Origin of the sequence: Polynucleobacter sp. es-GGE-1 (genome assembly GCF_018882005.1) — a bacterium.
Classification (GTDB): Bacteria; Pseudomonadota; Gammaproteobacteria; order Burkholderiales; family Burkholderiaceae; genus Polynucleobacter.
In genome coordinates this window covers 25,761-51,641 of the sequence record NZ_JACVPE010000010.1, presented here as the reverse complement: position 1 = coordinate 51,641, position 25,881 = coordinate 25,761, and the positions used below count along the sequence as shown (strand labels likewise).

Genomic DNA, 25,881 nt, shown 5'->3' with positions numbered 1-25,881 from the left:
TTTAGTTATTTTTCATGAGCGCTTCGATTTCATCAGCTTTAACTGGTACGCCACGAGAAATCAATTCACAACCTGATTCAGTGATGACAGCATCATCTTCAATGCGGATGCCAATATTCCAAAACGCTTGATCGATATCGTCTGCAGGTCTGACATATAAGCCAGGTTCGATGGTGATGACCATACCACTTTTTAGAATGCGCCAAGGTTTTTCTTCTTGCGAGCTAGGCATTGACTCGCGATAAGAACCTACGTCATGAACATCCATGCCCAGCCAATGGGAAGTGCGATGCATATAGAAGCGGCGGTAGGCGGCAGTTTCAATGGCGTTTTCCAAAGAACCTAATTCTGTAAGTTTGAGAAGTTTTTCATCGAGTAAGCCTTGGGTAAGCACTTTGAGTGCTGCTTCATGGGGTTGCATGAAAGTATTTCCCGGTTTTGTTACTGCAATGGCTGCTTCTTGTGCCGCAAGGGTAATGTTATAGAGAGCACGTTGTGGGCCGGTAAATTTTCCATTGACTGGAAATGTGCGCGTGATATCCGATGCATAGCCATCTAACTCGCAACCAGCATCAATGAGACAAAGTTCACCGCTTAGTAATTCAGTAGAGCCTGCACGATAGTGAAGGATGCAAGCGTTGGCGCCACCAGCAACAATACTGTTGTAGGCAATACTTTGTGAGCCACTGTTGCGGAATTCATGAAGTAATTCAGCTTCGAGTTGATACTCCCGCATACCAGGTTTACAGGCTTGTATCGCACGGATATGTGCTCTTGCAGAGATCGCAGCAGCACGCCGCATGATCTCGATTTCATGAATATCTTTAAATAAGCGCATTTCATGAATCAGTACCTCAATATCATGAAATTCTGATGGTGGGTTGATGCCGCTGCGAGCTTGCCCTCTTAATTGTTTCATCCAGTCGCGTATACGTCGATCTAACTCCGCACTTTCGGCTAATCGCACATAAACAGCATCTTGATCTGCTAATAATTCACCAAGCTTTTGATCAAGCTCTTGGTTGCTATGCGCAAACTCGATGCCCAGTATTTCTGGTGCAGCTTCTGGTCCTAAACGAATGCCATCCCAAATTTCACGTTCGAGATCTTTGGGCCTACAAAATAAATGTGACTCGAGTCGATAACTTTTTCCACTTCTAGCAACTTTCATTACTAAGGTTGCGCCGGGCTCTTCAAATCCTGTGAGATAGTAAAAATCACTGTCATGACGATAGGGAAAGTCGCTATCGCGATTACGTGCGAGCTCTGGCGCAGTTGCAATAACAGCAATGCCACCGCCAGTTTTACTAAAAATGTGTTTTGCTAAAGCATTTCTGCGAAGCTGATAAATATCGGTTTTATTCATATGCTGCATTGAGCTCTTGTAAGCGTTGTGGCGTACCTACATCGTGCCACGGACCGACATATTTTTCACCAGACACTTGATTTTGCGCCATGGCAGCTTTGAGGAGGGGCGCCAGCTTAGCCTGGATACCCATTTCTAGATCTTTAAAGAGATCTTTGTGGTAAATGCCAATCCCTGAAAAGGTCAACTTTTCGGCTCCCCCAGGATCCTGAGGGTTTACCTGTGCCTCTTTAAGATAAAAGTCACCATCAGGATGGTGGCTAGGGTTTGGCACCATGAGGAGGTGAGCTAAGATTTTGTTGGAGTCATTTCTTAACTTAGAAGCTATCCCCAAAATTTTGCTCACTGGCAAGTTCGGACTAAATACATCCCCATTGATCACCAAAAAATAATCTTCAGCTTGCAGGATGGGTAGCGCCTTGAATATGCCGCCCGCGGTTTCTAAAGCAGTGCCTTCCGGTGAGTATTGGATATTGAGACCAAATTGACGTCCATCGCCTAAAGAGGCTTCAATCTTTTCACCCAACCATGCGTGATTGATCACCACCTTTTCAATCCCCGCATTTGCTAGTGTTTCTAGATGCCACGCAAGCAATGATTTATTTTGAATGGTGAGCAAAGGCTTGGGTAAATTATCTGTTAAAGGGCGCATACGCTCGCCTCTACCAGCGGCTAATAAAAAGCAAGGAAGAAGATTGACCTCAGTCATGATTTACTGATGATTCTTTGTGGGTGCGTGTAGATTCTAAAATCCGTGCCAATGGTTTTAGCTCAATATAACGATTTGCGGTGGCAATCGCATATTCCAATACCAAAGGAATATCTTTGAGATAGCCATCTTTGCCATCACGATGAAAGAGTCTTGCAAAGATTCCAAGAACTTTGAGATGACGTTGCAAACCCATCCATTCAAAGTCGCGATAGAACTGCCCGAAGTCATCCGGCATTGGTAGGCCACCTTTACGACCCTCTTCCCAAAATTTAATCACCCAATCGATGACTCGTTCTTCTGGCCAAGCAATGTAGGCATCGCGCCATAAAGAAGCGGCATCATAAGTAATGGGTCCATACACCGCATCTTGAAAATCTAACACTCCAGGATTATTTTCTTCGGTCACCATAAGGTTGCGAGAATGATAATCGCGATGCACATAGACCTTTACTTGCGCTAAATTATTCTCAAGGATGAGCTCGAATATTTTCTCGAGTTGTCCTTGTTGTGGCCCTGTTAATTTAATGCCAAGATATTTATTCAAATACCACTCTGGAAATAAATCTAATTCACGTTGCAAGAGTGCTTGGTCATAGTTTGGTAGAACGTCTGGCTTACTTGCTAACTGCATTTTCACTAATGCTTCTGTTGCATCCTGATAAAGGTGGTTTGCTGTTTTATCGCTTAGTTCGCTCAGGTATGTTTTATTACCAAGATCGCCTAGGAGAAGAAAGCCTTCAGCAGTGTTTTGTTCCAAAATTTTAGGCACATTTAGACCCGCCTCGGAGAGCAAAAAATCAACCTTGATAAAGGCATCTAAGGGTTCGTGCTGGGGAGGGGCATCCATAATGATTAGGCTGGCAAAGTCTGAGTTTTTCGACTTAACCCGGAAATAGCGCCGAAAGCTGGCATCCGCCGAGGCCGGTGCTAAGGTATCAAGATCTAATTGCCAGCTAGGCTGGAGGGCTTTTAGCCAGTTGCGAAGGGTATTTAAGCGAACGTCAGTCATGGTCGATTCGTATAATAAGGCGGGTCTGGATCCATGAGTCATTATCGCCGTCGCGCCGGCCTTTGCGCCCCTCTTTTTTTAGCCATCACCCTGCGCGTAATGTTGGGGGCGATATTGCTTCAAGTTGCGCTTCTGACAAGAGCACAAGCTCCTGCTGCACTGCCCCCAGTTTCACAAGCGCCACAAAATTTCACGCTCTTACCAGATCGTGGAAATGTGACTGTTCTCAAGCTCGATGATCAATTGCGGTTAGGTAAGCCAATTGCCGATGGGCAAGCACTTACCTTTACCTCTAGTGATGTTATTGACGGAATAGTTGAGCGCGACATGCATCTGAAGGGACGCGCGCAAATGCGTCGTAATGGCGCCGTTTTAAAAGCTGATGAAATCACCTATAACCCAGATACTGATATTGCAGACTTGCTTGGTAATGCAGAGCTGTCTAAAGGCAATACTATCTTTAAGGGCCCTAAAGGGCAATTTAAAGTGGATGCTCGCGAGGGCTTCATGGAGTCCCCTGTGTATGAGCTTAGAGATACTCGCGGAAACGGTATTGCAAAAAAATTAACAATTGAAAATGCAGACATTTTTGTTTTTGATAAAGCTACTTACTCTACGTGTACTCCAGAAAATATGGATTGGTATTTCACGGCAAGTAGCTTGGAAATTGATAACGAACAAAAAGAAATGATTGGAACGAATGGGGTAATGCATTTCTTTGATGTGCCAATTGCATATGTACCATATTTCACTACGCCAATTGGTAACCAACGTCGATCTGGCTTGCTGCCGCCTGTTGCTGGATATAACTCTAATAACGGACTAGATATTACTCAGCCTTACTATGTCAATATTGCGCCAAATCGTGACCTGCTTTTATTACCTCGAGAGATGAATCATCGAGGTTTAATGTTGGGTGCAAACTATAGGTTTTTAGAGAAAGAGTATTCTGGTATTGCATACGGCGAGTATTTGCCTTATGACAAGCAAACAGGCACTAGCAGATGGAAATATGATTGGCAGCAAAGACAGTTATTTGGGGGCGGTGCTGGACCGGGAGGCATCCCAATGCCTGGTTCTTGGAGTGGTTATGTCAATATGGCACGAGTCTCTGACAGCTTATATCCAACAGACTTTTCACAAAGCATTGCCGGTCAAGTCACCAGTCAGCTTCGTCAAGAGGTGGGGACTAATAAACAATTAACTGGTGCATTTAGTAATTGGACTATTGGTGCTAAAGCTGCTAGTTTTCAAACCCTACAACCAGATCCCTATAATTTAGTACAGGCGCCATATAATGTTTTACCCAATATTACTGCTGCATACAACAGCCAATTGAGTCCTGTAGCCTTGGATTCAACAGGCAAGTATTTGTCTTTGCCCTCTGGGCCTAAGACAACCTTCTCTTCAGACTACACCCGCTTTGCTTATGCTTTGGGTAGTAACTTTAATGCGCCACCTCCAGGTGCTTATACCCAAGCGGACCGAACGGTAGTAAAGGGTGGATTGGCTCTCCCGCAGATAACTCCTGGTTATTACATTACACCCACCGTAAGTTTTCAGTCAAACGCTTATAACGCTACTCCTTATGCACTGGGAAGTGTTCCTGGTGCCAAGGGTTTTACGATTCCAACTTTTAGCTTGGATTCTGGTTTGGCGCTTGAGAGGGAGGCTTCTGAGTTAAAAAGCTTCTTTGGGCGTGATATGTTGCTAACAATGGAGCCAAGAGTATTTTATGCTTTCACTCCATATCAAAGTCAGGCCAATACACCGGTATTCGATACGGCTGATGCCGGTTTTGGCGTTTCGCAAATTTTTACAGCCAATACTTTTATTGGTAATGACCGTGTTGCAGATTACAACGCTGCAACATTAGGTTTAACTAGTCGAATGATTGAAGCTAATACGGGCGCTGAGCGTGCTAATGTTACGCTGGCACAAAAGCAGCAGTTCACAGGGCAAAAAGTTGGCTTGAATGGCAACATTGCTAATCCAACCACTTATTCTGATACTCTGGGTTCAGCTTCGGTGCGTCTGCTTGGTAACTTTAGTGCAGATATGTTTGGTCAGTACAACACACAATTAAATCGTTTTGTACAAACGACCTTAGGTGCAAGTTGGCGACCAACCCTCGGTAGAAGTTTGAACTTTGGATACCGCAATGTTTGGTCGCCCCCAGTCCAGCCATCTGCACAAAATGGACAGACAACCTTCATCCCAGCCGCCACTACAACTGATCAATATAACTTCTCCGGTCAATGGCCAATCACACGAGAAGTTTCTGTCTTAGGGCGCTGGGGCTATGATGCGTTGACCATTAAAACATTAAATACCTTGGTCGGCGTGGAATGGACGAGAGATTGCTGGACTTTCCGTGGCGCCTATTCACAGGCTGTGAATACCTCTCTCATTACTACCACCCAAATCCTCTTTCAGATCGAATTTAGGGGCTTTGCTAGCGCCGGAAGCAATCCAGTTGATATTATGAAGTTAAATGTTCCTGGATACATGCCAACTTCAAAGCCAATCCCACCATCCATATATGAGAATTATCAATGATGCTTTGCAGAATTAGGTTGAAACCTTTTATTTACCCGGTGATTTTTTTTGGGATATCTCTTATTGGAGGGATTGCTAGTGCTCAAGACGCATCAAAAGCAAATATATTGGCGGATAGCAAAATCCGAAATATTGATGGCGTAGCTGCCGTCGTCAATACTGGTTATGTCACTCGCAAAGAAATTGATGATCGAATTACGGCCCTTAAAAAGCAGGGCGCCAAGTTGCCTGATGATGGATCAATACGTAAAATTATTCTTGAGCGTCTCATTATTGAAAAAATTCAGCTGCAAAATGCCGAGCAAGAGGGTGTCGTTGTCACTAACAAAGAGCTCGATAAAATTGTTGGTGATATTGCTGCAAAAAGTAAACTTAGTTATGCAGAATTTAAAGAGAAAGTAGTCGCATCCGGTACCTCGTTTGAGAAATATAAACAGATGTTACGTGATGATGTTGTCGTTAGCCGATATCGTGAACGTGAAGTAGAGGGGAAGATTAAAATCTCGGATGCTGAAATTGATAACTTTATTGGCGAGAGAACCCGTGCTGTTGGTGGTGGAGTCTCCCGCTCAGGCCCTGCTGCTAAGGGCGAGCCAGAAGAGATTGATGTGGCACAGATTTTTATTCCAGTTGATGCTTCAGCGGGCATAGGCGCTCAGGCTGAGGCAAAAAAGAAGGCTGAGCAGTTATTGCGCGATGCCAAAGGAGATATAGATTTTTTGCAATTAGGCGCCTTGGCGGCCAAAGACAATCCTAAAATTAAGTTTCAGGATTTAGGTTACCGAACTCCCGATAGATTGCCTCAACTATTTTATGAGGCGATTCGAAATACTGGTGGCGGCCAAGTCGCCAATGCAGTGGTTAAAAGCCCTGCGGGATACCATGTGCTTAAAGTATTGGATCGTCGGGCTGCAGTCGTCAGCGTAAATCCGCAGCAGCAAGCAGCCCCTCAGGAGGCCTCAATTAGCTTGCCGCAAAATATTCCTATTACACAAACACTGTCGCGACATATCTTATTGCGCAATCGCGCTGGTTTATCTGATCAAGATGCAGAGCGACGTCTTGCTGGATATCGTGATCAAGTGCGCGCAAAGACTGCAGATTTTAGTGAGTTGGCAAAAAAGTTTTCAGAGGATGGTTCTGCCTCAAATGGTGGAGATCTAGGTTGGATGGGGCCGGGAGATTTGGTTCCGGAGTTTGAGCAAGCGATGAATCGTTTGCAAATTGGTGAAGTGAGTAACCCAGTAAAGACTGAGTTTGGTTGGCATTTAATTCAAGTCATCGAGCGACGTGAAGCCCAGCTGACTGTTGAAAAGCAACGTCAATTTGCCCGTGCTGCGATTCGGGAGAGAAAATTTGAGCAAGCCTATCAGGATTGGTTGCGCGAATTAAGAGATACAGCAACTGTAAAAATCTTGAATGCAGATGATGCTGCAAGTAGCGACCCACGTTAATTTAGCTATCACTACCGGCGAGCCAGCTGGTATTGGACCCGAGATTTCGGTAGCGGCTGCGCAGCAGTTTTTGACTGAACAGCCGAGTGCAGTGATTACCTTATTGGGTGATATTGGCTTGCTAAAGTTAGCCTCTCAAGGCCCCATTGATTTATCTGGGCGTTTAAAAATTCAGAGTATTCCTCTTTCAGAGCCAGTTGTTCAGGGTGTCGTAAATCCACAGAATACTCAATACGTGATCAATACTTTGAATGAGGCTATTGATGGATGCTTAAGTGGGCGTTTCGATGCCATGGTTACTGCACCCATTCAAAAGAGTGTGATTAATTTGGCAGGCACGCCATTTACAGGCCATACCGAATATTTAGCAGAGCGGTGTAAGGCGCAGCATGTGGTGATGATGCTTTGTGCCACTCTTCCTAAGAGCTTCTTCAATTTGAAGGAGCCTAGAGACTTGCGAGTGGCGCTTGCTACCATCCACCTACCATTACAAAAGGTTTCTGCCGCATTAACCCAAGAGCTCGTGCTTGAAACAATCCAGATAGTGCAGCATGATTTACGTACAAAGTTTGGTATTTCGAGTCCGGTAATACGTGTTGCAGGATTGAACCCACATGCTGGTGAGTCAGGTTATTTGGGTCGCGAGGAAATCGACGTCATCGGCCCTGCAATTGAGACTGCTAAAAGGCTTGGTATCGATGTTTCTGGCCCTTATCCGGGCGACACCATGTTTGATCCGACATCTTTAGAAAGTGTTGATGCCTTTATTGCGATGTACCACGATCAAGGTTTGGCGCCATTTAAATTCGTTACCTTTGGTAGTGGCGTCAATGTCACATTAGGCCTACCAATCATTCGCACTTCAGTGGATCATGGCACGGCTTTAGATATTGCTGGCAAAGGTATTGCAGATCCTGGATCTATGTTGGAGGCCTTGCGATTAGCCTACCAATTGGCCCTCAATCAAAAAGAAAAAAGTTGATTCATGCATCGTGCACGTAAACGATTTGGTCAGAATTTCTTACAAGATCAAGGTATTATTTATTCTATAGTAGCTTTAATTCATCCCAGCCCAGATATGCATGTGATTGAGATTGGGCCCGGCCTAGGCGCTTTAACTAGACCTTTACTGAGTAATCTTGATCAACTGGATTTATTAGAGATTGATCGAGACTTAGTAGCTTATTGGAATCAAGAAAATCTCAAGGGTTTGAGGGTCATTGAGGGTGATGCCCTCAAGTTTAATTTTATTGAATGGTCTCAGGATCATTCTGGAAAAAAGGGCCTATGCAAGGTAGTCGGTAATTTGCCCTATAACATTTCTTCACCACTACTTTTTCATTTGGTGTCAGCGGCAGCGCATATCGACGAGCAGGTTTTTATGCTGCAAGCAGAAGTCGTCGAGAGAATGGTTGCTCATGCCGGTAGTTCTGACTTTAGTAGGCTTTCTGTGATGCTGCAGGCTCGCTACCACATGGAATTAGTATTAGAAGTCCCGCCCGAGGCATTTGATCCAGCACCTAAAGTCAATTCTGCTGTGGTGCGGATGATTCCTAGAAAAGATTTCAGCTTGACTCTGTCTCAATGGAATGCACTAGAGCAAGTAGTGGCTGCAGCTTTTGCGCAGAGGAGAAAAATGTTGCGCACGAATTTGCATGCTTTTGCTGATCGCTTGAAATTAAGTGAGGGAGAGCTCAAAGCTAGGGCTCAAGATATTTCAGTTAATCGCTATATAGAGTGGGCTAAGCTCTTAGCCGCTTAAATGAAGTTGGTACAAGTGGATCATTTATAAGCGCTCGGATCAATGACGCGCATTTCAGTTTCAATCCAACCTTCAACTTCTTGTTGTAACTGCTCCCCAGACTTGCTTTCGGAAGTAATTGCCGGACCAATTGAAAAAATCACAGTACCGGGTTTTTTTAGAAAGCTATTCTTGGGCCAGCAGCTACAGGCATTGTGAGCAATAGGAATAACCAATGCTCCAGTTGCGCTAGCTAGCCGAGCCCCACCTTTGCGATAGGGCTTGGTTGAGCCTCTTGGCGTTCGAGTGCCCTCTGGAAATAGCATGATCCATTTACCTTCGCTAAGGCGTTTACGTCCTTGGCTTGCGACAGATAGAGCCGCCGTTTGTTTATTAGCACGATTGATATGAATCATCTTGAGTAAAGCTAAGGCCCAGCCAAAAAATGGGATCCAAAGCAATTCTCGCTTGAATACAAAGCAAAGCTGTTTGGGAAGCAAGGCAATATAAGCAATAGTCTCGTAAGCAGATTGGTGCTTGCTAAGGATCACTACTGGCTGATCTAGCACTGCATGCATATGTTCCATGCCGCGAATTTCATAATGAATATCACAGAGATGCCAAAGCAACCAAATCACAACCTTGTTCCAAAGTCCAATAAAGCGATAGCGATTTTCAGGACTCAAGAAAGGAAATGCCAACATGCAAAGCACTGACCAAATTGGGGTGAAGATCAGTAAAAACAGGGCAAATAGGGTTGAGCGAACAAAGACCATGAATATCCTAGACTTGGTTTTCTAGAAGTGTAGTTGCAAAAGCCATCAAATCAGTATGAATTTGAGTGCCTTCAGGCAAGCCACCAGTTGCAAGCGTCTTTTGCCCCTTGCCTGTAAGGACTAAATGGGGTGATGCACCCAATGCAATTCCTGCCTGAAGATCTCGCAAGGAATCGCCCACAATAGGAACGCCCAATAAAGGTTGATTGCTACTCGCTCTTTTATACCGCAGGGCAATCTCTTTCATAAGGCCAGGCGCTGGCTTGCGGCAATCGCATCCATGGGCATCGGTGTGTGGGCAAAAGAAAATGCTGTCGATGCTTCCGCCCAAAGGTTGCAGCAGTTTTTCCATTTTGCTATGCATCGCATGCAAATCGGTAATCGCAAAATAACCTCTTGCTAATCCAGATTGGTTGGTCGCAACTGCAATTTGATAGCCTGCTTGATTGAGTAGGGCAATAGCCTCGAGGCTGCCGGGAAGTGGTACCCACTCATTTACAGATTTAACGTAATCGTCACGATCTTCATTAATCACACCGTCGCGATCAAGAATAATGAGTTTCGAAGAGCTAGTGCTCATGCTAGTTTGCCGAGATCGGCAACGAGATTCATTTTCTGGTGAAGTTGTTGCAGGAGCGCTAAGCGGTTATCGCGCAGCTCGGGATTTGGATCCATCACCATCACATCCGCAAAGAACTGATCAATCGGCTCACTTAAAGCAACAAGTGTTTTTAAGAGTTCTACAAATTGGCGCTTTTCATAGGCCGCATTCAGGGCTGGTGTTATGGCCCCTAATGCTTGATGCAGAGTAATCTCAGCTGGAATTTGCAAGAGCTTATTTGAGCAGTTTGCAGGAATATCTGTGGTGGTTTTTTTGAGAATATTGCTGATGCGTTTATTGGCAGCCGCTAATTGCGCCGCCTGCGGTAGAGCATTAAATTCACGAAGTGCACTTAAGCGCTCAATCAGATCATTAATCTGAGCTGGTGATTGACTTAGAACAGCATCAATTTCTGCGCTAGTAAATGGTTTCCCAGCAACTGATTGGTCGCGCAAGTATGCGCGTAAGCGATCGATGATGAATTCATAAATATCAGCTGCATTAGCTTTTTCTTGTACATCTTTCTGAGAAAATTGTGAGCGTGCGAGCTCAATCACATCCAGCAGGCTTAAGGCAAGGTTCTTCTCTAGGAGTAAGCGGCAAATACCTAGTGCATGACGACGCAATGCATATGGGTCTTTATCACCAGTGGGCGCTAAACCTACACCCCAAATACCAATTAAGGTTTCTAATTTATCCGCAATCGCAAGAATCGTGCCAGTCTGTGTCAGGGGAAGTGCATCGCCTGCAAAGCGTGGCATATAGTGCTCACTACAAGCAGCTGCCACCTCTGTATTTTCGCCGTCATGCGTTGCATAGTAACGACCCATGATGCCTTGGAGTTCCGGGAACTCACCAACCATATCGGTGAGTAAGTCTGTCTTAGCGATTTCAGCTGCACGACTTGCTAGCTTCTCATCAGCGCTTATTTTTTTGGCGATACCAGTAGCAATACCTTGAACGCGCTTAGTGCGATCGAGTTGATTGCCTAACTGATTGTGATAAACCACCTTGCCTAAATCAGCAACCCGAGAAGCTAATGAGCGTTTTTGATCTTGCTGGAAGAAAAAGCGTGCATCAGAAAGGCGAGGACGAACAACGCGTTCATTACCAGAGATGATAGCCTCTGGTGTACTCGTTTCAATGTTGGAGACAATCAAAAAGCGATTGCGCAATTTACCTTGCTTATCTGTCAGGGCAAAGTATTTTTGATTGGTCTGCATGGTGAGGATCAAGCATTCCTGAGGAACCTCTAAAAACTCTTGGTCAAATCGGCATTCATAAATGGCTGGCCATTCAACGAGGGCGGTGACTTCATCTAGCAGACTATCAGGCATTAAGACTAGATCTTCACCAGCAGCTTTTAAAAGAGCAGCTTCAATTTGGCTGCGACGTTTATTAAAGCTTGGGATAACCTTAGCTTTACTCTCAAGATCTTTTTCATATTGATCTGCAGCACTAATACTGAGAGTGCCAGGCGCTAGGAAGCGGTGACCCTCGGTTTGATTGTTAGCCTCAATACCTAGACCATGTATTTTGAGAACAGTGTTGCCATGCAAGGCAATCATGCTATGGGCCGGGCGAGCAAATTGAACATCTGCTAATTCGCCATTTTTTTGTTGCACTTGATAGTGCATCATTTTGGCAATCGGTAATTTACTGAGTGTTTGTTCAAGCGCAGTTTGTGCCGTTTTTTCAAGTGCTGCACCCTTGGCTATCACGTTAAGGTAAAGAGCCTCATTCTTACCTTCACCTGATTTTTCTAAAGTGGCTAGATCAATATCTGTATATCCAAGTGCCGCTAATTTTTTAAGTAGCGGAGGGGTTGCTTTACCCTCAGGGTCATAAGCAATGCTGGTGGGAAGCAGCTTCTCTCTTATTGGATAGTCTTCTGCCTGAGTAAGCACATGGCTAATCTGAACTGCTAAACGACGCGGAGTAGCAAAGCTTGTAACAGCGGAGTCGTCCGTTGTTAGATTGGCGGATTTTAGGTGAGCAAAAATACCGTCACTGAAAGCCTCACCCAAACGACGTAAGGATTTTGGTGGCAATTCTTCTGTAAAGACTTCAATCAATAAGTTAGCCGATTGAGAGTTTGAATGTGAGGTGCTCATACTTTAGACTGGTGTTGACACATAGGAAAGCCAAGTTTTTCTCGGGATTCAAAATAGGCTTGCGCAACTGCGCGGGATAGATTTCGAATGCGACCGATATAGGCAGCACGTTCCGTAACAGAGATGGCACCTCTTGCATCCAAGAGGTTGAAGGTATGCGCTGCTTTCAGCACCATCTCATAGGCAGGTAATGCTAAGGGTACTTCCATCAAGCGTTTTGCTTCACTTTCATAATTACTGAAGTTTGCAAACAGGAGATCGGTATTGGAGTGTTCAAAGTTGTAGCAAGACTGCTCCACTTCATTCTGGTGATAAACATCGCCATAAGAGATGCCGTCAGCCCATACAAGGTCATACACGTTTGAGCAATTTTGAATGTACATTGCCAGGCGCTCGATACCATAAGTGATTTCGCCTAAGACGGGCTTGCAATCTAAGCCGCCTACTTGCTGAAAATAGGTGAATTGCGTTACTTCCATGCCATTGAGCCAAACTTCCCAGCCCAAACCCCACGCACCTAGCGTTGGGTTTTCCCAATCATCTTCTACAAAGCGAATGTCATTTTCTTTCAGATCAAGACCAAGGGCAGATAGGGATCCCAAGTAGAGCTCAAGAATATTTTCTGGGGCTGGCTTAAGAACAACTTGATATTGATAGTAGTGTTGCAAGCGATTTGGGTTATCGCCATAACGACCATCTTTAGGTCTGCGCGATGGCTGAACATAGGCAGCTTTCCAGGGTTCTGGACCAATGGCTCTGAGGAAAGTAGCGGTATGGGATGTGCCTGCACCCACCTCAAGATCAATGGGTTGTAATAGGGCACAACCTTGTTGGTCCCAATAATCTTGAAGTTTGAGAATGATTTGCTGAAAAGTAAGCATGTTTAACCTGGCTAAGCCATTGATTTTACATGGCTAGGGCGCCGCAGAGTTAAAAAAGACTAAAAACGTCTATGGCGAATAAAGGCCCAGATCAAGAGGAGGCACGAAATGCTCAAAATTGGGAAATTTCCCCAAACGACAAAAGGTGTTTTTCCAGCATAGGCTTGAACTTGGGTGCTTAAGCTTGCTTGGGTAAATTCTGGGAGTGATTGCAGTAATTTGCCATCAGGACCTAAGACGGAGCTGATGCCGGTGTTTGTCGCTCGTAGAGCAGGCAGCCCCGTTTCGAGAGAGCGTAATTGCGATAGTCTTAATTGTTGGGCAGGTGCTTGAGATTTGCCAAACCATGCAAGGTTGGTTAAGTTGATTAAGAGATTTGTGGGCTCAGAATTATTGCGGATACGACTTGCAAGCTCGCCACCAAAGACATCTTCGTAGCAAATTGTGATTGCGGCATGCAGTGCAGCTTGGTCTTTGCGAGCAATAGTAAAATGAGCTTGATCATTTCCACCTCTGGCGAAATCACTTAAGGGAACACTAAAGGCATTTACAAACCAGCGAAAGCCAGGGGGAATGAATTCCCCAAAGGGGACTAGATGATCTTTGTCATAGCGATAAGGTTTTGATTCTGGTGAAAGACCTAAAGCACGATTCGAATATTCTCTACCATCATTGGGTATTGGATTTCTTCCAATCACTCCAAAAAGTAAATTACTACCCGTTTGATTAGAAAAGTTCTGTAAGTTTTCAATGAGATGGGCTGGCAGATTATTTTCTGGCCACGGAAATGCAGTCTCAGGAGCAACAATCAGTTGCGCGCGTGATTGGTATATAGAGTTTTCATAAAACTGAATCTGCTTTAGCACGCCCTCTGGTCGAAAAATCAAACTTTGCGCAAAGTTTCCTTGTATCAACTGAACCGTAATGGGTTCGCCAGTCGGCTGTGTAAAACTCCATAGATTAGACAGGCTGGTGATCAAAGTAAGTAAAGCTATTGATACTGTGCTCATGAAAAAAGCTTTGTTGAGTCGTAGTAATTGCCAGGAGGTATATACAGTTAAAAAAGTACATCCCAGCCCGCCTAAATAAGGCGCAATCGAAGCAAATGGTCCATTGACTTGACTCTCAGCTAGCCCCATCCAAGGAAAGCCAGTAAATATTTCACCGCGCAGATACTCGCTGATCACCCAGCTCGATGCTAAGAAAAATCCCAGCACACTGGAGTCTTTGAAAATACGAATCGATAGGCTGGCAGTAGAAAAATAGAGGGCTACATAGGCCGCAAGCAAAAACACAGCCATACAAGAAAGCAGCGAGTTCATGCCACCGACATCATGCAGGCTAATATAAAGCCACCACAAACCCACTACGAAGTAGCCGAGACCAAAAGCAAGGCCATGCACAAAAAATTTCTTCAGCGATTCAGATTCTTGCACTCTTAATTGCCACCAAATCACGCTGAGGAGGGGGATTTGAATCCAGCCGCCATAGCGTAGTTCTGCAGATCCAGCAAGTAATCCGCCCAATACGAACAGTATCAGCAGTGCCACTGCATGCTTGCGCTTAGAAGATTGCTGATCAACCAAGCCAGTCCTTAGTCTGCTTTTTTAGCTTTTTGTCGCGCTAGCAGGATATGAATTTGCCGTGGATCCGCGCGCTGAACTTCGAATTCAATGTCATTCATCTCAATCAGTTCGCCTATCTTGGGAACGCGCCCTAAGTGCTGAATCACCAGGCCTGCAACAGTTTCGATATCTTCTTCAGCAAAGTGCGTGCCAAGGGCTTCATTCAGTTGCTCAAGTTCGGTAATACCTTTAACGCGAATATCGCCATTATCTAAGGAGATAATATTGTCGGCCTCTTCGTCGATATCGTGCTCATCTTCAATATCACCAACAATTTGCTCTAGTACATCTTCGATCGTGATGATGCCTGCAATCCCGCTGTATTCATCTACTACAACAGCTAAGTGATTTCGATTATCTTTGAAGTCGCGCAATAGAACACTCAAACGCTTAGATTCGGGAATAAATACTGCGGGGCGCAACCAATCACGCACCTGAAAATCTTTTTCAGTGGAATGACGTAATAAATCTTTGGCTAACAAGATACCAATGACATTGTCACGGGATCCTTCAAAAACAGGAAAACGAGAGTGAGCTGCTTCAATTGCGATCCTTACAATTTCAGGTAAGGGTTGACTGATATCGATCCAGTCGATTTGGGCGCGCGGGACCAAGATATCTCGTGCACACAATTGACCCACCTGAAATACACCCTCAATCATGGAGAGGGCATCGGCATCAATTAAGCCTTCGGTTTGTGCTTCGCGCAGCGTTTCAATGAGTTCTTGACGGCGTTCGCTGGGGCTAGTTGGCTGAGGGGATAAAAAATCAGCTAGGCGATCTAATAGGGATTTGGGGTCGGGCATATTGCAAGAATAGCTTAGAAAGATGTCGGAGTAAAAATTAGGTCGCTAAATAAGGGTTCGGAAACCCCAACTTTTTAAGAAGGCTGATTTCGATAGCCTCCATCTTTTTAGCGTCCTTTTCAGCCTCATGATTGAATCCCTGAGCATGAAGGCAGCCATGAACTACTAAATGCGCTAAGTGTGCTTTCATTGTTTTTTCTTGTGCTTTGGCCTCTTTTTGGATTACTGGCAGGCAAAAAATAATATCCGCTGCAACACTATTTTTAGAGCGCTCGTAGGGAAAAGTCAGCACATTGGTTGCATAATTTTTTTGACGATATGCAGTATTCAGTTTTTTACCTTCCGCAGCATTCACAAACCGTAGTGTTAGTAGTCCCACGCTATTCGTGGTGACCTTGACCCATTTTTTAATGAGTGTAGATGATGCTACTTTCACCAAGGTAGATTCAATTGCTGGGCTTGCATACTGAATCTCTATATCGAGCTTGGAAGTTTTTAATTTGGTATTAGTTTGCATGAGCTTCTACCAGTTCACCTCTTAAGGTGTAGTTGAGGACTTCAGTAATTTGAATATCCACCATTTGACCAATCAAAGACTCTATCTCTTGCTTGGGGGCGGTAAAGTGAATTACCCGATTATTTTCTGCGCGGCCTTGCAAATTGACCCCGTCCTTCGCCAATCCTTCGATTAATACTTTTTCAGTATTGCCCAACATTTTTTGACTAATCTGATGAGCTTGGCCTTCGATCACAGCAAGCAGTGTTTGTAAACGTTTGAGCTTGACCTCATAAGGAGTGTCATCAGTTAAGTTCGCTGCTGGGGTGCCAGGCCTTGGGCTAAAGATGAAGCAAAAGCTGTTATCAAATTCGAGTTCTCGAACCATCTTTAAAAGCTTCTCAAAGTCTGCATCCGTTTCCCCTGGAAAGCCCACGATGAAATCGCTAGATAAAGTGAGGTCAGGGCGAACAGCACGCATTTTTCGAATAATGCTTTTGTATTCCAAGGCTGTATAGCCGCGCTTCATTGCGGATAAGATCGTGTCTGAAGCATGTTGCACTGGTAGGTGTAAGTGGCTTACGAGCTTTGGCACCTTGGCGTAAACATCAATCAAGCGCTGTGTAAATTCTTTTGGGTGGCTGGTAGTAAAGCGAATACGTTCAACTCTAGGAATCTCTGCAATGTATTCAACTAAAAGGGCAAAGTCAGCAATCTCTTCTGTGTGACCCATTCTGCCAAGATAAGCATTGACGTTTTGGCCAAGCAAGACAATCTCTTTAACGCCCTTGCTCGCAAGTCCAGCGACTTCGGCAAGTACATCATCGAATGGTCTAGAAACTTCTTCTCCACGGGTATAGGGAACGACACAATAGCTGCAATACTTTGAGCAGCCTTCCATAATAGAGACGTAGGCAGAGCCCCGAGTCTGACGCGAGGCAGGGAGATGATCAAACTTTTCTATCTCTGGAAAAGAAATATCCACCTGAGAAATACCAGTTTTGCGACGTTGCGCAATCAGGTCAGTTAATCGATGTAAAGTTTGCGGACCAAATACCACATCAACATAGGGTGCGCGACTCACAATTTGTTGACCTTCTTGGCTAGCTACGCAACCGCCAACTCCGATGAGTAATTCAGGTTTTGTTTTTTTAAGCTCACGTAATCGACCGAGATCAGAAAAGACTTTGTCTTCCGCTTTTTCTCGAATCGAACAAGTATTTAAGAGTACGACATCTGCATCTTCAGGAGAGTCTGTTATGACCATGCCTTCATCAGCATGCAGGAGGTCGGCCATCTTGCCCGAGTCGTACTCGTTCATTTGACAGCCAAAGGTTTTGATATAGAGCTTTTTCATATGCCGTTCTCAGGTTTATAGCTGGGGGCGAAGCTCAGATTTTACTGTGGAAGTGCTTTGCTTTACCTATAAGAGGCGAAATGCTGCAATAGCGACTAATGTGGGTGGTAACGCAGCAAGCAGTAAATAAAGTGCTGAAACGGCGCCCCCCGGAAAGTAACTGCGCAATATCGCAATACCCGCTGGATTTGGGGCATTGGCAATGACTGTGAGACCGCCGCCAGCAACTGCGCCCCCTACTAAGGCTAATTTGAATTCGAGTGAGGTGCCCGTCACTAGTGAACCTAAGTAAGTTAATGCCGCGTTATCGGTAATCGCAGTTAAGGCTAGGCTTCCATAAAAAACTGCTGTAGGGCTCATCATTTCCAGAATGGGTTGCAACCACCATCCTTGAAGAGCGCCTAAGACAACCAATCCCGCCAAGAAAAATCCAACTAGGAGTGCTTCTTTGATAATGAGCGGGCTTTGATATTTTGGATAGGCTGTAGTGAAGCCAATAAAAAATAATAAGAGCCACATAAAAATAATAGGATCGTGTGCAAATACCACTATGCCTAGTAAAAAGATTAGGTGCATCGTAATGACGATAACTGGAATCTTGATAGGTTTATGAGACTCGTTTGGTTCAATTAGTTGCTTCTGAAATAAGAGCGTTGCACCAAGAGCGTTGATAAAAATCGCAACACAAGATTCAAAACCGAAATGAGTGAACATGAATGCCGAACTCCAACCCCAGGTTGAGGCAACCATGAGTACTGGCGACGCAGCAAAGTTAGTCAGTGTTCCACCAATCGAAATATTCACAAACAGTACCCCTAGGGTCCCAAACAGCAAGGCCTTCGAGCACTGGTGGCGGTATACCAAATCGCGCAGCAAAAAAGCTGCCAAGGTCATCGCTGCCGGCTCAGTAATGAGAGAGCCCAAGAGCGGCGTGATCCCTAGAGTCAGAAAATAAAGGGTTGGAGCGCTACGAGTGCGTAGTAAGACTTGCATACCTTTGGCAATGGTATGCAAGAGTTGTGTCGAAAAATGCAAAATGGGTTTACTGCCAGCCACAATCATGATGGCAAAGACAAACAACGGCTCTGTAAAGTTACGTTGATCTAAATAGGTTTTTGCAGCGCCTAAATGATCGATAAAAGAGATGTAGATAATGAGAACGGCAGCCCAAAAGCCGAAGACAATTTCTACCTCGCCGAGGAGATGCCAAAGACCAGCATGTTTCGGGATGGTTTTAGCGAGAGATTCAAAATAACTAGTACAAAAGGTGTGCAAGACTGCGATTGCAAAAATAATACTTGCACCAAGTTCTGTGAGAGTAAAGTTCATAGGAGAATGTTAGCAGGTGACCAAGCAATACAAAACATTGGCACTTTAGGAGATTTTGGTGAAATTAAAGATTGGATATCAGGCTCTGATTAATGGCGCTATGGCGCAAATTGAAACAGTTCCTTTGGATCAGGCGCAAGAATTATTGTCGGATTCCGATACGGTATTTGTGGATATTCGTGATGTAAGAGAGCTCGAGCGAGAGGGCATGATTCCCAATGCTTTGCATGCTCCGCGGGGGATGTTGGAATTTTGGGTTGACCCCGATAGCCCTTATTACAAGCCTATTTTTGGCGAAGGCAAACGACTAGTTTTATATTGTGCTTCAGCCTGGCGCTCAGCCTTGGCGACCGAGACTTTGCAAAAAATGGGCGTACCCAATGTGTGCCATCTGGAGGGCGGATTTAGTTCTTGGAAGAAGGCTGGATTACCTACTGTCGAGAAGATCAGCAAACCCCATGCAAGTTAAATCATTTTTTAAAAAATCAATATTCAGTTAATCAATTTGGAGAGATGATGAGAAAAGTAGTATCCCAGTTTGGCGATGGCCCGTTGCAACAAAAATTGACTACCGGCGACTTGCATTTTTTATCTGATGCTTACGTGACTCATGGCGGCAATGAAACTGGCCCTACCCCCCATGAGTATTTAGGTGCCGCTTTGGCCGCCTGCACGAGTATGACACTCAAAATGTATTCAACGCGAAAGTCGATGAATTTAGAGAATGCGATTGTGACAGTCGATATTGAGCGAGTAGATGATGTTGAAATATTGATTCGCGACATCCAGTTGCAAGGCAATCTGAGCGCAGAAGAAAAAGAACGATTAATAGAGATTGCTAATAAATGCCCAATTCATAAGGCCTTGGCTGGCGATGTCCAAATAAAAACCCAGCTGGTAAATTAATACAAGCTGGGCAGTGTGTGCCTTGAAGTTGCTAAGGCGATAGCTAGATAACTAATTTAGTTAGGCGCATTAGCCGGCTTATTATTTTTACCAGCATTGTATCCAGAGTTATATTCAGATGCTTGTTCTTTCTTATAAGCGTCATAAACATAACCAGATGCAGCGCCAACAGCTGCACCACCAACTGCACCCCAGATCGGGTTGCCGTGGAAAATAGCGGTGCCAACTGCACCAGCAGCTGCACCAATACTTGCGCCGGATAGGGTGCGTTGTTCAGTGTTGCTCATATTTGAGCAACCGGCAATTGCGAGAGTTGCTACAGTAATCGCGATAATTTTTTTCATATCAACAGATCCTTTAAATTAATTTTTAATTGAAGAGTGCTCGGATTATTTTTTAGCGCATGGAAAGCGTGCGGCCAAAAAGCCCAAAAACACGCCTGCTGCTGGTTTATCAGCAGTTTGTTGATGCTCTTGTCCAAATTTGACGAAATCAGCGATCACTTCATCGCGCGATGGGGCAGGTTGCTTCAGGCAAATAAAAGGTTGTGCCCGTTGTGGATGACGTGTAGCCAGGTAAGTGTCATAAATTGCGGTGGAGTAGCCAATACAGAAGCTTCGGGATTCTGGGCTAGCAGGTAATTTGCAAACGTTTATAAGTTCTTGGGTACTCAGTAACTTTACGTTGGTGTTTGATTGAGCTTGTACTAGGCCAGAAAATGCCGCAAAAGCAGCTAAAAAAACGAGGACTTTCTTCATGGGTTCTCCCTTGGGTGTATGTAAAACCATCATAAACCATAAATATACCTAATTTATGCACTAAATAAGTGCAATCTGCACCTATTTAGATTTTTTTATTCCCCATAATGATGCAAAAAATAGAAGGGGAAAATCACATGGAAATTTTGAAATCAGGTACTGATGCTTTGTTTATTTTGCTCGGCGCGATCATGGTTCTTGCCATGCACGCTGGCTTTGCCTTCTTAGAACTCGGAACGGTTCGTAAGAAGAATCAAGTGAACGCTTTAGTAAAAATTTTGGTCGACTTTGCTGTTTCGACCATCGCTTACTTTTTTATTGGCTACAGCATTGCCTACGGTGTGAGCTTTTTCTCAGGCGCTGAATTGCTAGCTGAGAAAAATGGTTACGAGTTGGTAAAGTTTTTCTTCTTATTAACTTTTGCTGCTGCAATTCCAGCAATTATTTCAGGCGGTATTGCTGAGCGCGCTAAATTTAATCCACAGCTAATCGCAACATTTATATTGGTGGGTTTTGTGTATCCCTTCTTTGAGGGCATTGCTTGGAATCAGCACTACGGTATTCAGGCTTGGATCAAAGGCTTGACCGGTGAGGAGTTCCACGATTTTGCTGGTTCTGTAGTAGTCCACGCAGTTGGTGGTTGGATCGCTTTGCCAGCAGTGATTCTCTTGGGTGCGCGCCGTGGTCGCTATACCAAAGAGGGCCAAATCTCCGCGCATCCACCATCTAGTATTCCTTTCTTGGCATTGGGTGCTTGGATTTTGGCGGTAGGTTGGTTTGGTTTTAATGTGATGAGTGCGCAAACAATCGACAAAATCAGTGGTTTAGTTGCTATGAACTCTTTGATGGCAATGGTCGGCGGCACCCTTGCTGCATGGGTAGTTGGACGCAACGATCCTGGCTTTACCTATAACGGACCTCTTGCAGGTTTGGTAGCAGTATGTGCCGGATCCGACTTAATGCATCCGGTTGGTGCTTTAGTGGTTGGCCTAGTAGCAGGCGCCTTGTTTGTCTATATGTTTACCTTGGTACAAAACCGCTGGAAGATTGATGATGTACTCGGCGTCTGGCCTTTGCATGGATTATGTGGCTTGTGGGGTGGTCTGGCTGCTGGCATCTTTGGTGCCAAGGCATTGGGTGGAATTGGCGGAGTAACTTTTACGGGTCAGCTGATTGGCAGTGCCTTAGGGGTTGGTATTGCTGTGATCGGTGGCATCTTAGTCTATGGAACCTTGAAAGCTGTCCTTGGAATTCGGATGTCACAGGAAGAAGAATTTGAGGGGGCTGACTTAAGTGTGCATCGTATTTCCTCTACTCCAGATCGTGAGCCGAACTGGTAATTCTTTTGCAGTAAGTGATAGCTTTAGTCTTTCATATATGGCCTGATTCATACCTATAATGAGTCATGGCTATATATGAACTAGACGGAAATGCCCCTCAATTAGCGGAAGGTGCTTGGGTTGCTGAGAGCGCAGAAGTGATTGGTAGGGTTGAGCTTCATCAAAGCGCTAATATTTGGCCCAAAGTTGTGATCCGCGGCGATAACGATCTGGTTCAAGTTGGTGAAGGCAGTAATGTGCAAGATGCATCAGTACTTCATACAGATCCTGGCTATCCTCTCTTGATTGGCAAGAATGTGACTGTGGGTCACCAAGTGATGCTCCATGGCTGCAGTATTGGTGATGGCAGCCTAATTGGAATTGGCGCAGTAATTTTGAATGGCGCCAAGATTGGTAAGCATTGTTTGGTTGGTGCTGGTGCCTTAGTTACTGAAGGTAAAGAATTTCCAGATGGCTCGATGATTATTGGCTCTCCTGCTAAAGCAGTGAAAGTCCTCACGCCAGAGCAAATTACAAGTATCGGCGAAATCGCTGGACGCTATGTAAAAAATGCACAGCGTTATATTAAGACGCTCAAAAAAATTGATTAAGTTTTGAACTATTCAACGCTGAGCTTTAGTTCTTTAGCCAAATTACTGTAGTCAACAATTTCTTTGCTGATGCGTACCTTCAGTTCGGCTGGGGTGCTTGGCATTGGTTCAATGCCAAGTGCTTGCAATTGTTTGCGCATCTCTGGGTCACTTAGCACCGTCACAATTGCTCGATTGAGTTATCGATGATTGCTTGATCGGTGCCTGCGGGCGCCATTAATCCATTCCAAGTGCCCACGTCGATTGCTATTCCAGACTCAATTAAGGTGGGCACATTTGGTAGGGTGCTAGAACGTTTTGCAGTTGTCACGGCCAATGCTTTTGTTTTTCCATCCTTGATATGAGGCAGGGCGGATGGAATCGTATCAAACATGACCGATATTTGACCGCCAAGCAAATCAACTACAGCAGGAGCACTACCGCGATACGGTATATGAGTTAAGCTGGCGCCCGTTTTAATTTTGAACATCTCTCCAATAAGGTGATGTGCAGACCCCGGTCCAACTGAAGCGTAATCATATTTATCGGAATTTACTTTGCTTAGGGCAACTAATTCTTTGATGTTATTTGCTGGAATGGATGCATTTACCACTACAACATTGGGAATCATTCCTACCGTTCCAATCGGAATCAAATCCTTATCAATACGGTAATTGAGTTTTGGGAAAACGGATTGAGCAATCGTGAGATGTAAGGTTCCCATCAGTAGCGTGTATCCATCAGGTGCAGCTTTTGCAACAAAATCTGCGCCAACTGTACCGGAGGCGCCAGATTTATTCTCGATCACAATCGATTGCCCGAGTACTTTTCCGAGGGCTGGGCCGAGATTACGCGCCATTGCATCAGTGCTACCTCCCGCAGGGAAGGGGATAACCAGTTTTATCGAGCGATTTGGATAATCATTATCTGGGGCAGAGATGGCATGAAAACTGGGTAAGAGTGTGGCAGCAATTACCAGGGAAAGTACCTTACGACGATGCGAATTTTTCATGACTTATCCCTGCTAATGATCATTTGAGCCACGGTAATTTAATTAACCTCTGCCAACAAAAGGCATGTTGGTAGCCATGATTGTCATTGAGAGAATATTGCTCTCTAGTGGAAGTTGGGCCATGTGTAGAACAGCTTCTCCAACATGGTCAACATCCATCCGCGGCTCAACTTTAATTGATTGATCGGCCTGCATGATTCCGGCAGCCATACGCTCAGTCATTTCGGTTGCTGCATTACCAATATCAATTTGACCGCAAGCAATATTAAATGGGCGGCCATCAAGCGAAATTGTTTTTGTTAAGCCGCTAATCGCATGTTTAGTGGCTGTATAGGGCGCTGACATTGGTCTTGGTGCATGTGCGGAGATTGAGCCATTATTAATAATTCTGCCACCTTGAGGCGATTGCGCTTTCATCATCCGAATTGCTTCTTGAGAACACAAGAATGCGCCGCAGAGATTTGAATTCACCACATTCATCCACTGCTCATATGTCAAGTCTTCCATCGGAATTGCTGGGGCGCCAATACCTGCATTATTAAAAAGCACGTCAATGCGTCCAAAGCGTTCTTTTAGAGCGGCGAATAATTTCTTGACTTGGTCAGGCTGTCCAACATCGCAAGTGATCGCAAGACAGTTTTCGTTTGTTCCGCCAATATCGATAATTGCCTTTTCTAGTTTCTCTAGATTGCGCCCAGTGAGAACGACCTGATAGCCTCCTTTAAGAAGCGCTTTAGCTGCTGCCCTTCCAATGCCTACTCCTGCTCCAGTGACGAGTGCTACTTTATTTTTTTGTGGCATTACTTTCTTTCTTAATAGTGTCTCAGATAAATTCTATATTGCCCTGCTTTTACTTTGGTAATGGTAAGGCAGTTTTATAGCGTACTTGTTTTAAGGCAAAGCTAGAGCGGATTTTTTCAATCCCAGGGATAGGCGTTAATTGCTCCAGGATAAATTTTTCCAATGCACCCATATCAGCTACTGCCACCCGGATAAGATAGTCACTATCACCAGTCATCAGATAGCACTCCATAACCTCATCGTGTTCAGAAATGCGTTGTTCAAATGCAGCCAACGCTTCTTTAGACTGCTCTTTCAGGCTAATAGAAATAAAGACATTTAAGCCAAGCCCTAAAACCTTGGGGTCTGCCAGAGCAACATAGTTTCTGATGACACCTTTATCTTTCAATGCTTTGACGCGCATGAGGCACGGTGACGGGGATAGGTGAACCCGCTTAGATAGCTCCACATTGCTATGGGAGCTATCATTCTGGAGTTCGTTCAAAATTCTGATATCTATGGGGTCTAGCTTCATAAAATTCCTCAAAAATTACTGATATCAGCATATTATGCTGAAAATTAGAATTTATAGCTCATTATTAGCATCCTATTTTGCCTGTAATCCAACACAATAAAGTCATTGAAACACCCGTGAATGGTTGGAGGGGTTGTGGGTATTGAGATTGGGTTTCCTGGGGTTGAGAATTTGCTACAAATTGAAAGGGATCAAGCCGCTGCTGGGCCCGAGTTTTGGGCTGGCCCATCCACCAGAAAATTTGCACGTGAATTTGGTGTCGATATTGGGCAAGTTCACGGTAGTGGCCAAAGAGGTCGAGTTACCAAAGAAGATGTTCAGCAATTTATCAAGCACTCCATGTTGGCAAGAGAGCGTGTTCCTTCTCAAGTGAGTCATGGCATTGCAGGTTTTAATCTTCTGCCTTGGCCTAAAGTGGACTTTACAAAGTTTGGAGAAATAGAACGCCAAGCTCGCAGTCGCATTCAGAAAGTTTCAGCTGCCAATCTAGCGCGTAATTGGGTCATGATTCCGGCAGTAACCTATCACGATGATGCTGACATTACTGATTTGGAAGAATTTCGTGCCGTATTAAATAAAGAGAATCAAAAAGATGAAGTAAAAATTACTTTGTTGGCATTCTTAATCAAAGCCGTAGTTGCTGCTCTCAAGCAGTACCCCACATTGAATTCTTCGCTCGATGGCGAAGATCTTATTTTGAAAAAGTATTTCCATGTCGGCTTTGCAGTAGATACTGCAGGCGGTCTCGTTGTACCCGTGATACGTAATGCTGATCAGAAAGGTATTCGCGAGATCGCCAAAGAGACTGCTGGGTTAGCCCTGCTGGCTCGAGAGGGAAAGCTGAAGCCGGATCAGATGCAGGGCGCCTCTTTTACGATCTCTTCATTGGGCGGTATTGGTGGTACCTACTGCGCTCCCATTGTGAATGCACCCGAAGTAGCTATTTTAGCGGTGAATAAGTCCGCCATAAAGCCTGTGTGGGATGGTTCGCAATTTGTTCCACGTTTGATCTGCCCGCTGTCCATGACCGCTGATCATCGCGTCATTGACGGCGCCTTAGCTACGCACTTCACTACCCATCTCACCCAATTATTGGGTGATTTTCGTAAGGTGATGTTATGAATTTAGAGCATAAAAAGTTACAGAGGAATTTTT

Annotated in this window: 26 protein-coding genes and 1 pseudogene; 9 read left to right on the top strand and 18 right to left on the bottom strand. The window is 44.7% G+C overall.

All coding sequences use genetic code 11. The features are described 5' to 3' along the window. Window position 1: 1 nt before the first annotated feature. Genes ICN35_RS09080 through ICN35_RS09070 form a run of 3 tightly spaced genes read right to left on the bottom strand, consistent with a single transcriptional unit; the run spans window position 2 to window position 3,087 of the window. Entirely contained in the window at window positions 2-1,366 is a 1,365-nt protein-coding gene (locus ICN35_RS09080; protein ID WP_216126904.1) for an aminopeptidase P N-terminal domain-containing protein, read from the bottom strand. Next, entirely contained in the window at window positions 1,359-2,075 is a 717-nt protein-coding gene (gene murU / locus ICN35_RS09075; protein WP_216126901.1) for an N-acetylmuramate alpha-1-phosphate uridylyltransferase MurU, read from the bottom strand. Before murU ends, ICN35_RS09080 begins: the two co-directional genes overlap by 8 nt. Then, window positions 2,068-3,087, bottom strand: coding sequence for an aminoglycoside phosphotransferase family protein (locus tag ICN35_RS09070; RefSeq protein ID WP_216126898.1), 1,020 nt, complete (start codon window positions 3,085-3,087; stop codon window positions 2,068-2,070). The genes murU and ICN35_RS09070 overlap by 8 nt, the downstream gene beginning before the upstream one ends. Before the next feature lie 33 nt (window positions 3,088-3,120). On the opposite strand from ICN35_RS09070, the gene ICN35_RS09065 reads away from it, so the two are divergent. The 4 genes from ICN35_RS09065 (at window position 3,121) to rsmA (ending at window position 8,862) form a co-directional block, all read left to right on the top strand. Further along, window positions 3,121-5,646: an LPS-assembly protein LptD gene (locus tag ICN35_RS09065; RefSeq protein ID WP_216126897.1), complete on the top strand. Its 2,526-nt coding sequence runs from the start codon at window positions 3,121-3,123 to the stop codon at window positions 5,644-5,646. 107 nt (window positions 5,647-5,753) lie between these two features. Next, a complete protein-coding gene (locus ICN35_RS09060; protein ID WP_255535784.1) occupies window positions 5,754-7,100 on the top strand; it encodes a peptidylprolyl isomerase in 1,347 nt (448 codons plus the stop codon). Beyond that, window positions 7,066-8,082, top strand: a complete 1,017-nt coding sequence (gene pdxA / locus ICN35_RS09055) for a 4-hydroxythreonine-4-phosphate dehydrogenase PdxA (protein ID WP_370625681.1) — start codon at window positions 7,066-7,068, stop codon at window positions 8,080-8,082. The genes ICN35_RS09060 and pdxA overlap by 35 nt, the downstream gene beginning before the upstream one ends. Before the next feature lie 3 nt (window positions 8,083-8,085). Continuing rightward, entirely contained in the window at window positions 8,086-8,862 is a 777-nt protein-coding gene (gene rsmA, locus ICN35_RS09050; protein ID WP_216126895.1) for a 16S rRNA (adenine(1518)-N(6)/adenine(1519)-N(6))-dimethyltransferase RsmA, read from the top strand. Window positions 8,863-8,882: 20 nt separating this feature from the next. On the opposite strand, the gene ICN35_RS09045 is transcribed toward rsmA, so the two are convergent. The 9 genes from ICN35_RS09045 to ICN35_RS09005 all read right to left on the bottom strand — a co-directional run bounded on the left by ICN35_RS09045 (window position 8,883) and on the right by ICN35_RS09005 (window position 18,826). Beyond that, a complete protein-coding gene (locus ICN35_RS09045; protein ID WP_216126892.1) occupies window positions 8,883-9,617 on the bottom strand; it encodes a 1-acyl-sn-glycerol-3-phosphate acyltransferase in 735 nt (244 codons plus the stop codon). A 7-nt stretch (window positions 9,618-9,624) separates the two neighbouring features. Then, window positions 9,625-10,197, bottom strand: coding sequence for a D-glycero-beta-D-manno-heptose 1,7-bisphosphate 7-phosphatase (gene gmhB / locus ICN35_RS09040; RefSeq protein WP_216126890.1), 573 nt, complete (start codon window positions 10,195-10,197; stop codon window positions 9,625-9,627). After that, entirely contained in the window at window positions 10,194-12,332 is a 2,139-nt protein-coding gene (glyS, locus tag ICN35_RS09035) for a glycine--tRNA ligase subunit beta (protein ID WP_216126887.1), read from the bottom strand. The genes gmhB and glyS overlap by 4 nt, the downstream gene beginning before the upstream one ends. Beyond that, window positions 12,329-13,213: a glycine--tRNA ligase subunit alpha gene (gene glyQ, locus ICN35_RS09030; protein WP_216126884.1), complete on the bottom strand. Its 885-nt coding sequence runs from the start codon at window positions 13,211-13,213 to the stop codon at window positions 12,329-12,331. The genes glyS and glyQ overlap by 4 nt, the downstream gene beginning before the upstream one ends. Before the next feature lie 59 nt (window positions 13,214-13,272). Then, window positions 13,273-14,799, bottom strand: a complete 1,527-nt coding sequence (lnt, locus tag ICN35_RS09025; protein ID WP_216126881.1) for an apolipoprotein N-acyltransferase — start codon at window positions 14,797-14,799, stop codon at window positions 13,273-13,275. 8 nt (window positions 14,800-14,807) lie between these two features. Further along, complete coding sequence (locus ICN35_RS09020) at window positions 14,808-15,644, bottom strand: HlyC/CorC family transporter (RefSeq protein ID WP_215319010.1); 837 nt, start codon at window positions 15,642-15,644, stop codon at window positions 14,808-14,810. A gap of 37 nt (window positions 15,645-15,681) precedes the next feature. Next, a complete protein-coding gene (gene ybeY, locus ICN35_RS09015; protein ID WP_216126878.1) occupies window positions 15,682-16,161 on the bottom strand; it encodes an rRNA maturation RNase YbeY in 480 nt (159 codons plus the stop codon). Continuing rightward, window positions 16,151-17,497 (bottom strand): tRNA (N6-isopentenyl adenosine(37)-C2)-methylthiotransferase MiaB, encoded by a 1,347-nt coding sequence (miaB, locus tag ICN35_RS09010; RefSeq protein WP_216126872.1) that lies wholly within the window; start codon window positions 17,495-17,497, stop codon window positions 16,151-16,153. Before miaB ends, ybeY begins: the two co-directional genes overlap by 11 nt. A 66-nt stretch (window positions 17,498-17,563) precedes the next feature. Then, a complete protein-coding gene (locus ICN35_RS09005; RefSeq protein ID WP_216126867.1) occupies window positions 17,564-18,826 on the bottom strand; it encodes a putative Na+/H+ antiporter in 1,263 nt (420 codons plus the stop codon). 58 nt (window positions 18,827-18,884) lie between these two features. On the opposite strand from ICN35_RS09005, the gene ICN35_RS09000 reads away from it, so the two are divergent. Continuing rightward, window positions 18,885-19,295 (top strand): rhodanese-like domain-containing protein, encoded by a 411-nt coding sequence (locus ICN35_RS09000; RefSeq protein WP_216126865.1) that lies wholly within the window; start codon window positions 18,885-18,887, stop codon window positions 19,293-19,295. 47 nt (window positions 19,296-19,342) lie between these two features. Continuing rightward, window positions 19,343-19,732: an OsmC family protein gene (locus tag ICN35_RS08995; protein ID WP_216126862.1), complete on the top strand. Its 390-nt coding sequence runs from the start codon at window positions 19,343-19,345 to the stop codon at window positions 19,730-19,732. Window positions 19,733-19,788: 56 nt separating this feature from the next. On the opposite strand, the gene ICN35_RS08990 is transcribed toward ICN35_RS08995, so the two are convergent. Next, window positions 19,789-20,076, bottom strand: a complete 288-nt coding sequence (locus ICN35_RS08990) for a membrane lipoprotein lipid attachment site-containing protein (RefSeq protein WP_216126861.1) — start codon at window positions 20,074-20,076, stop codon at window positions 19,789-19,791. A gap of 45 nt (window positions 20,077-20,121) precedes the next feature. Continuing rightward, the gene (locus ICN35_RS08985; RefSeq protein WP_216126857.1) at window positions 20,122-20,490 is read right to left on the bottom strand and encodes a Rap1a/Tai family immunity protein; all 369 of its coding nucleotides are present in this window, start codon (window positions 20,488-20,490) and stop codon (window positions 20,122-20,124) included. Between the two features lie 137 nt (window positions 20,491-20,627). Here ICN35_RS08985 and ICN35_RS08980 point away from each other — a divergent pair, with 137 nt between their 5' ends. Both ICN35_RS08980 and ICN35_RS08975 read left to right on the top strand, forming a co-directional pair. Further along, complete coding sequence (locus ICN35_RS08980; RefSeq protein ID WP_216126852.1) at window positions 20,628-21,830, top strand: ammonium transporter; 1,203 nt, start codon at window positions 20,628-20,630, stop codon at window positions 21,828-21,830. A 65-nt stretch (window positions 21,831-21,895) separates the two neighbouring features. Next, window positions 21,896-22,420 carry a gamma carbonic anhydrase family protein gene (locus tag ICN35_RS08975; RefSeq protein WP_216126850.1) on the top strand — a complete coding sequence of 175 codons (525 nt, stop codon included), beginning with the start codon at window positions 21,896-21,898 and terminating at the stop codon, window positions 22,418-22,420. Window positions 22,421-22,428: 8 nt separating this feature from the next. Here the strand turns inward: ICN35_RS08975 and ICN35_RS11420 are convergent, their stop codons facing one another. Genes ICN35_RS11420 through ICN35_RS08960 form a run of 4 tightly spaced genes read right to left on the bottom strand, consistent with a single transcriptional unit; the run spans window position 22,429 to window position 24,726 of the window. Next, window positions 22,429-22,584 (bottom strand): hypothetical protein, encoded by a 156-nt coding sequence (locus tag ICN35_RS11420; RefSeq protein WP_255535783.1) that lies wholly within the window; start codon window positions 22,582-22,584, stop codon window positions 22,429-22,431. Continuing rightward, window positions 22,581-23,411 (bottom strand): tripartite tricarboxylate transporter substrate binding protein, encoded by an 831-nt coding sequence (locus tag ICN35_RS08970; RefSeq protein WP_255535782.1) that lies wholly within the window; start codon window positions 23,409-23,411, stop codon window positions 22,581-22,583. Before ICN35_RS08970 ends, ICN35_RS11420 begins: the two co-directional genes overlap by 4 nt. Window positions 23,412-23,453: 42 nt before the next feature. Next, entirely contained in the window at window positions 23,454-24,212 is a 759-nt protein-coding gene (locus ICN35_RS08965) for an SDR family oxidoreductase (RefSeq protein WP_216126848.1), read from the bottom strand. Between the two features lie 49 nt (window positions 24,213-24,261). After that, the gene (locus ICN35_RS08960) at window positions 24,262-24,726 is read right to left on the bottom strand and encodes an Lrp/AsnC family transcriptional regulator (protein ID WP_215318974.1); all 465 of its coding nucleotides are present in this window, start codon (window positions 24,724-24,726) and stop codon (window positions 24,262-24,264) included. A 219-nt stretch (window positions 24,727-24,945) separates the two neighbouring features. On the opposite strand from ICN35_RS08960, the pseudogene ICN35_RS08955 reads away from it, so the two are divergent. Continuing rightward, window positions 24,946-25,848 (top strand): annotated as a pseudogene (locus tag ICN35_RS08955) (2-oxo acid dehydrogenase subunit E2); the annotation flags it as partial. Window positions 25,849-25,881: the final 33 nt, after the last annotated feature.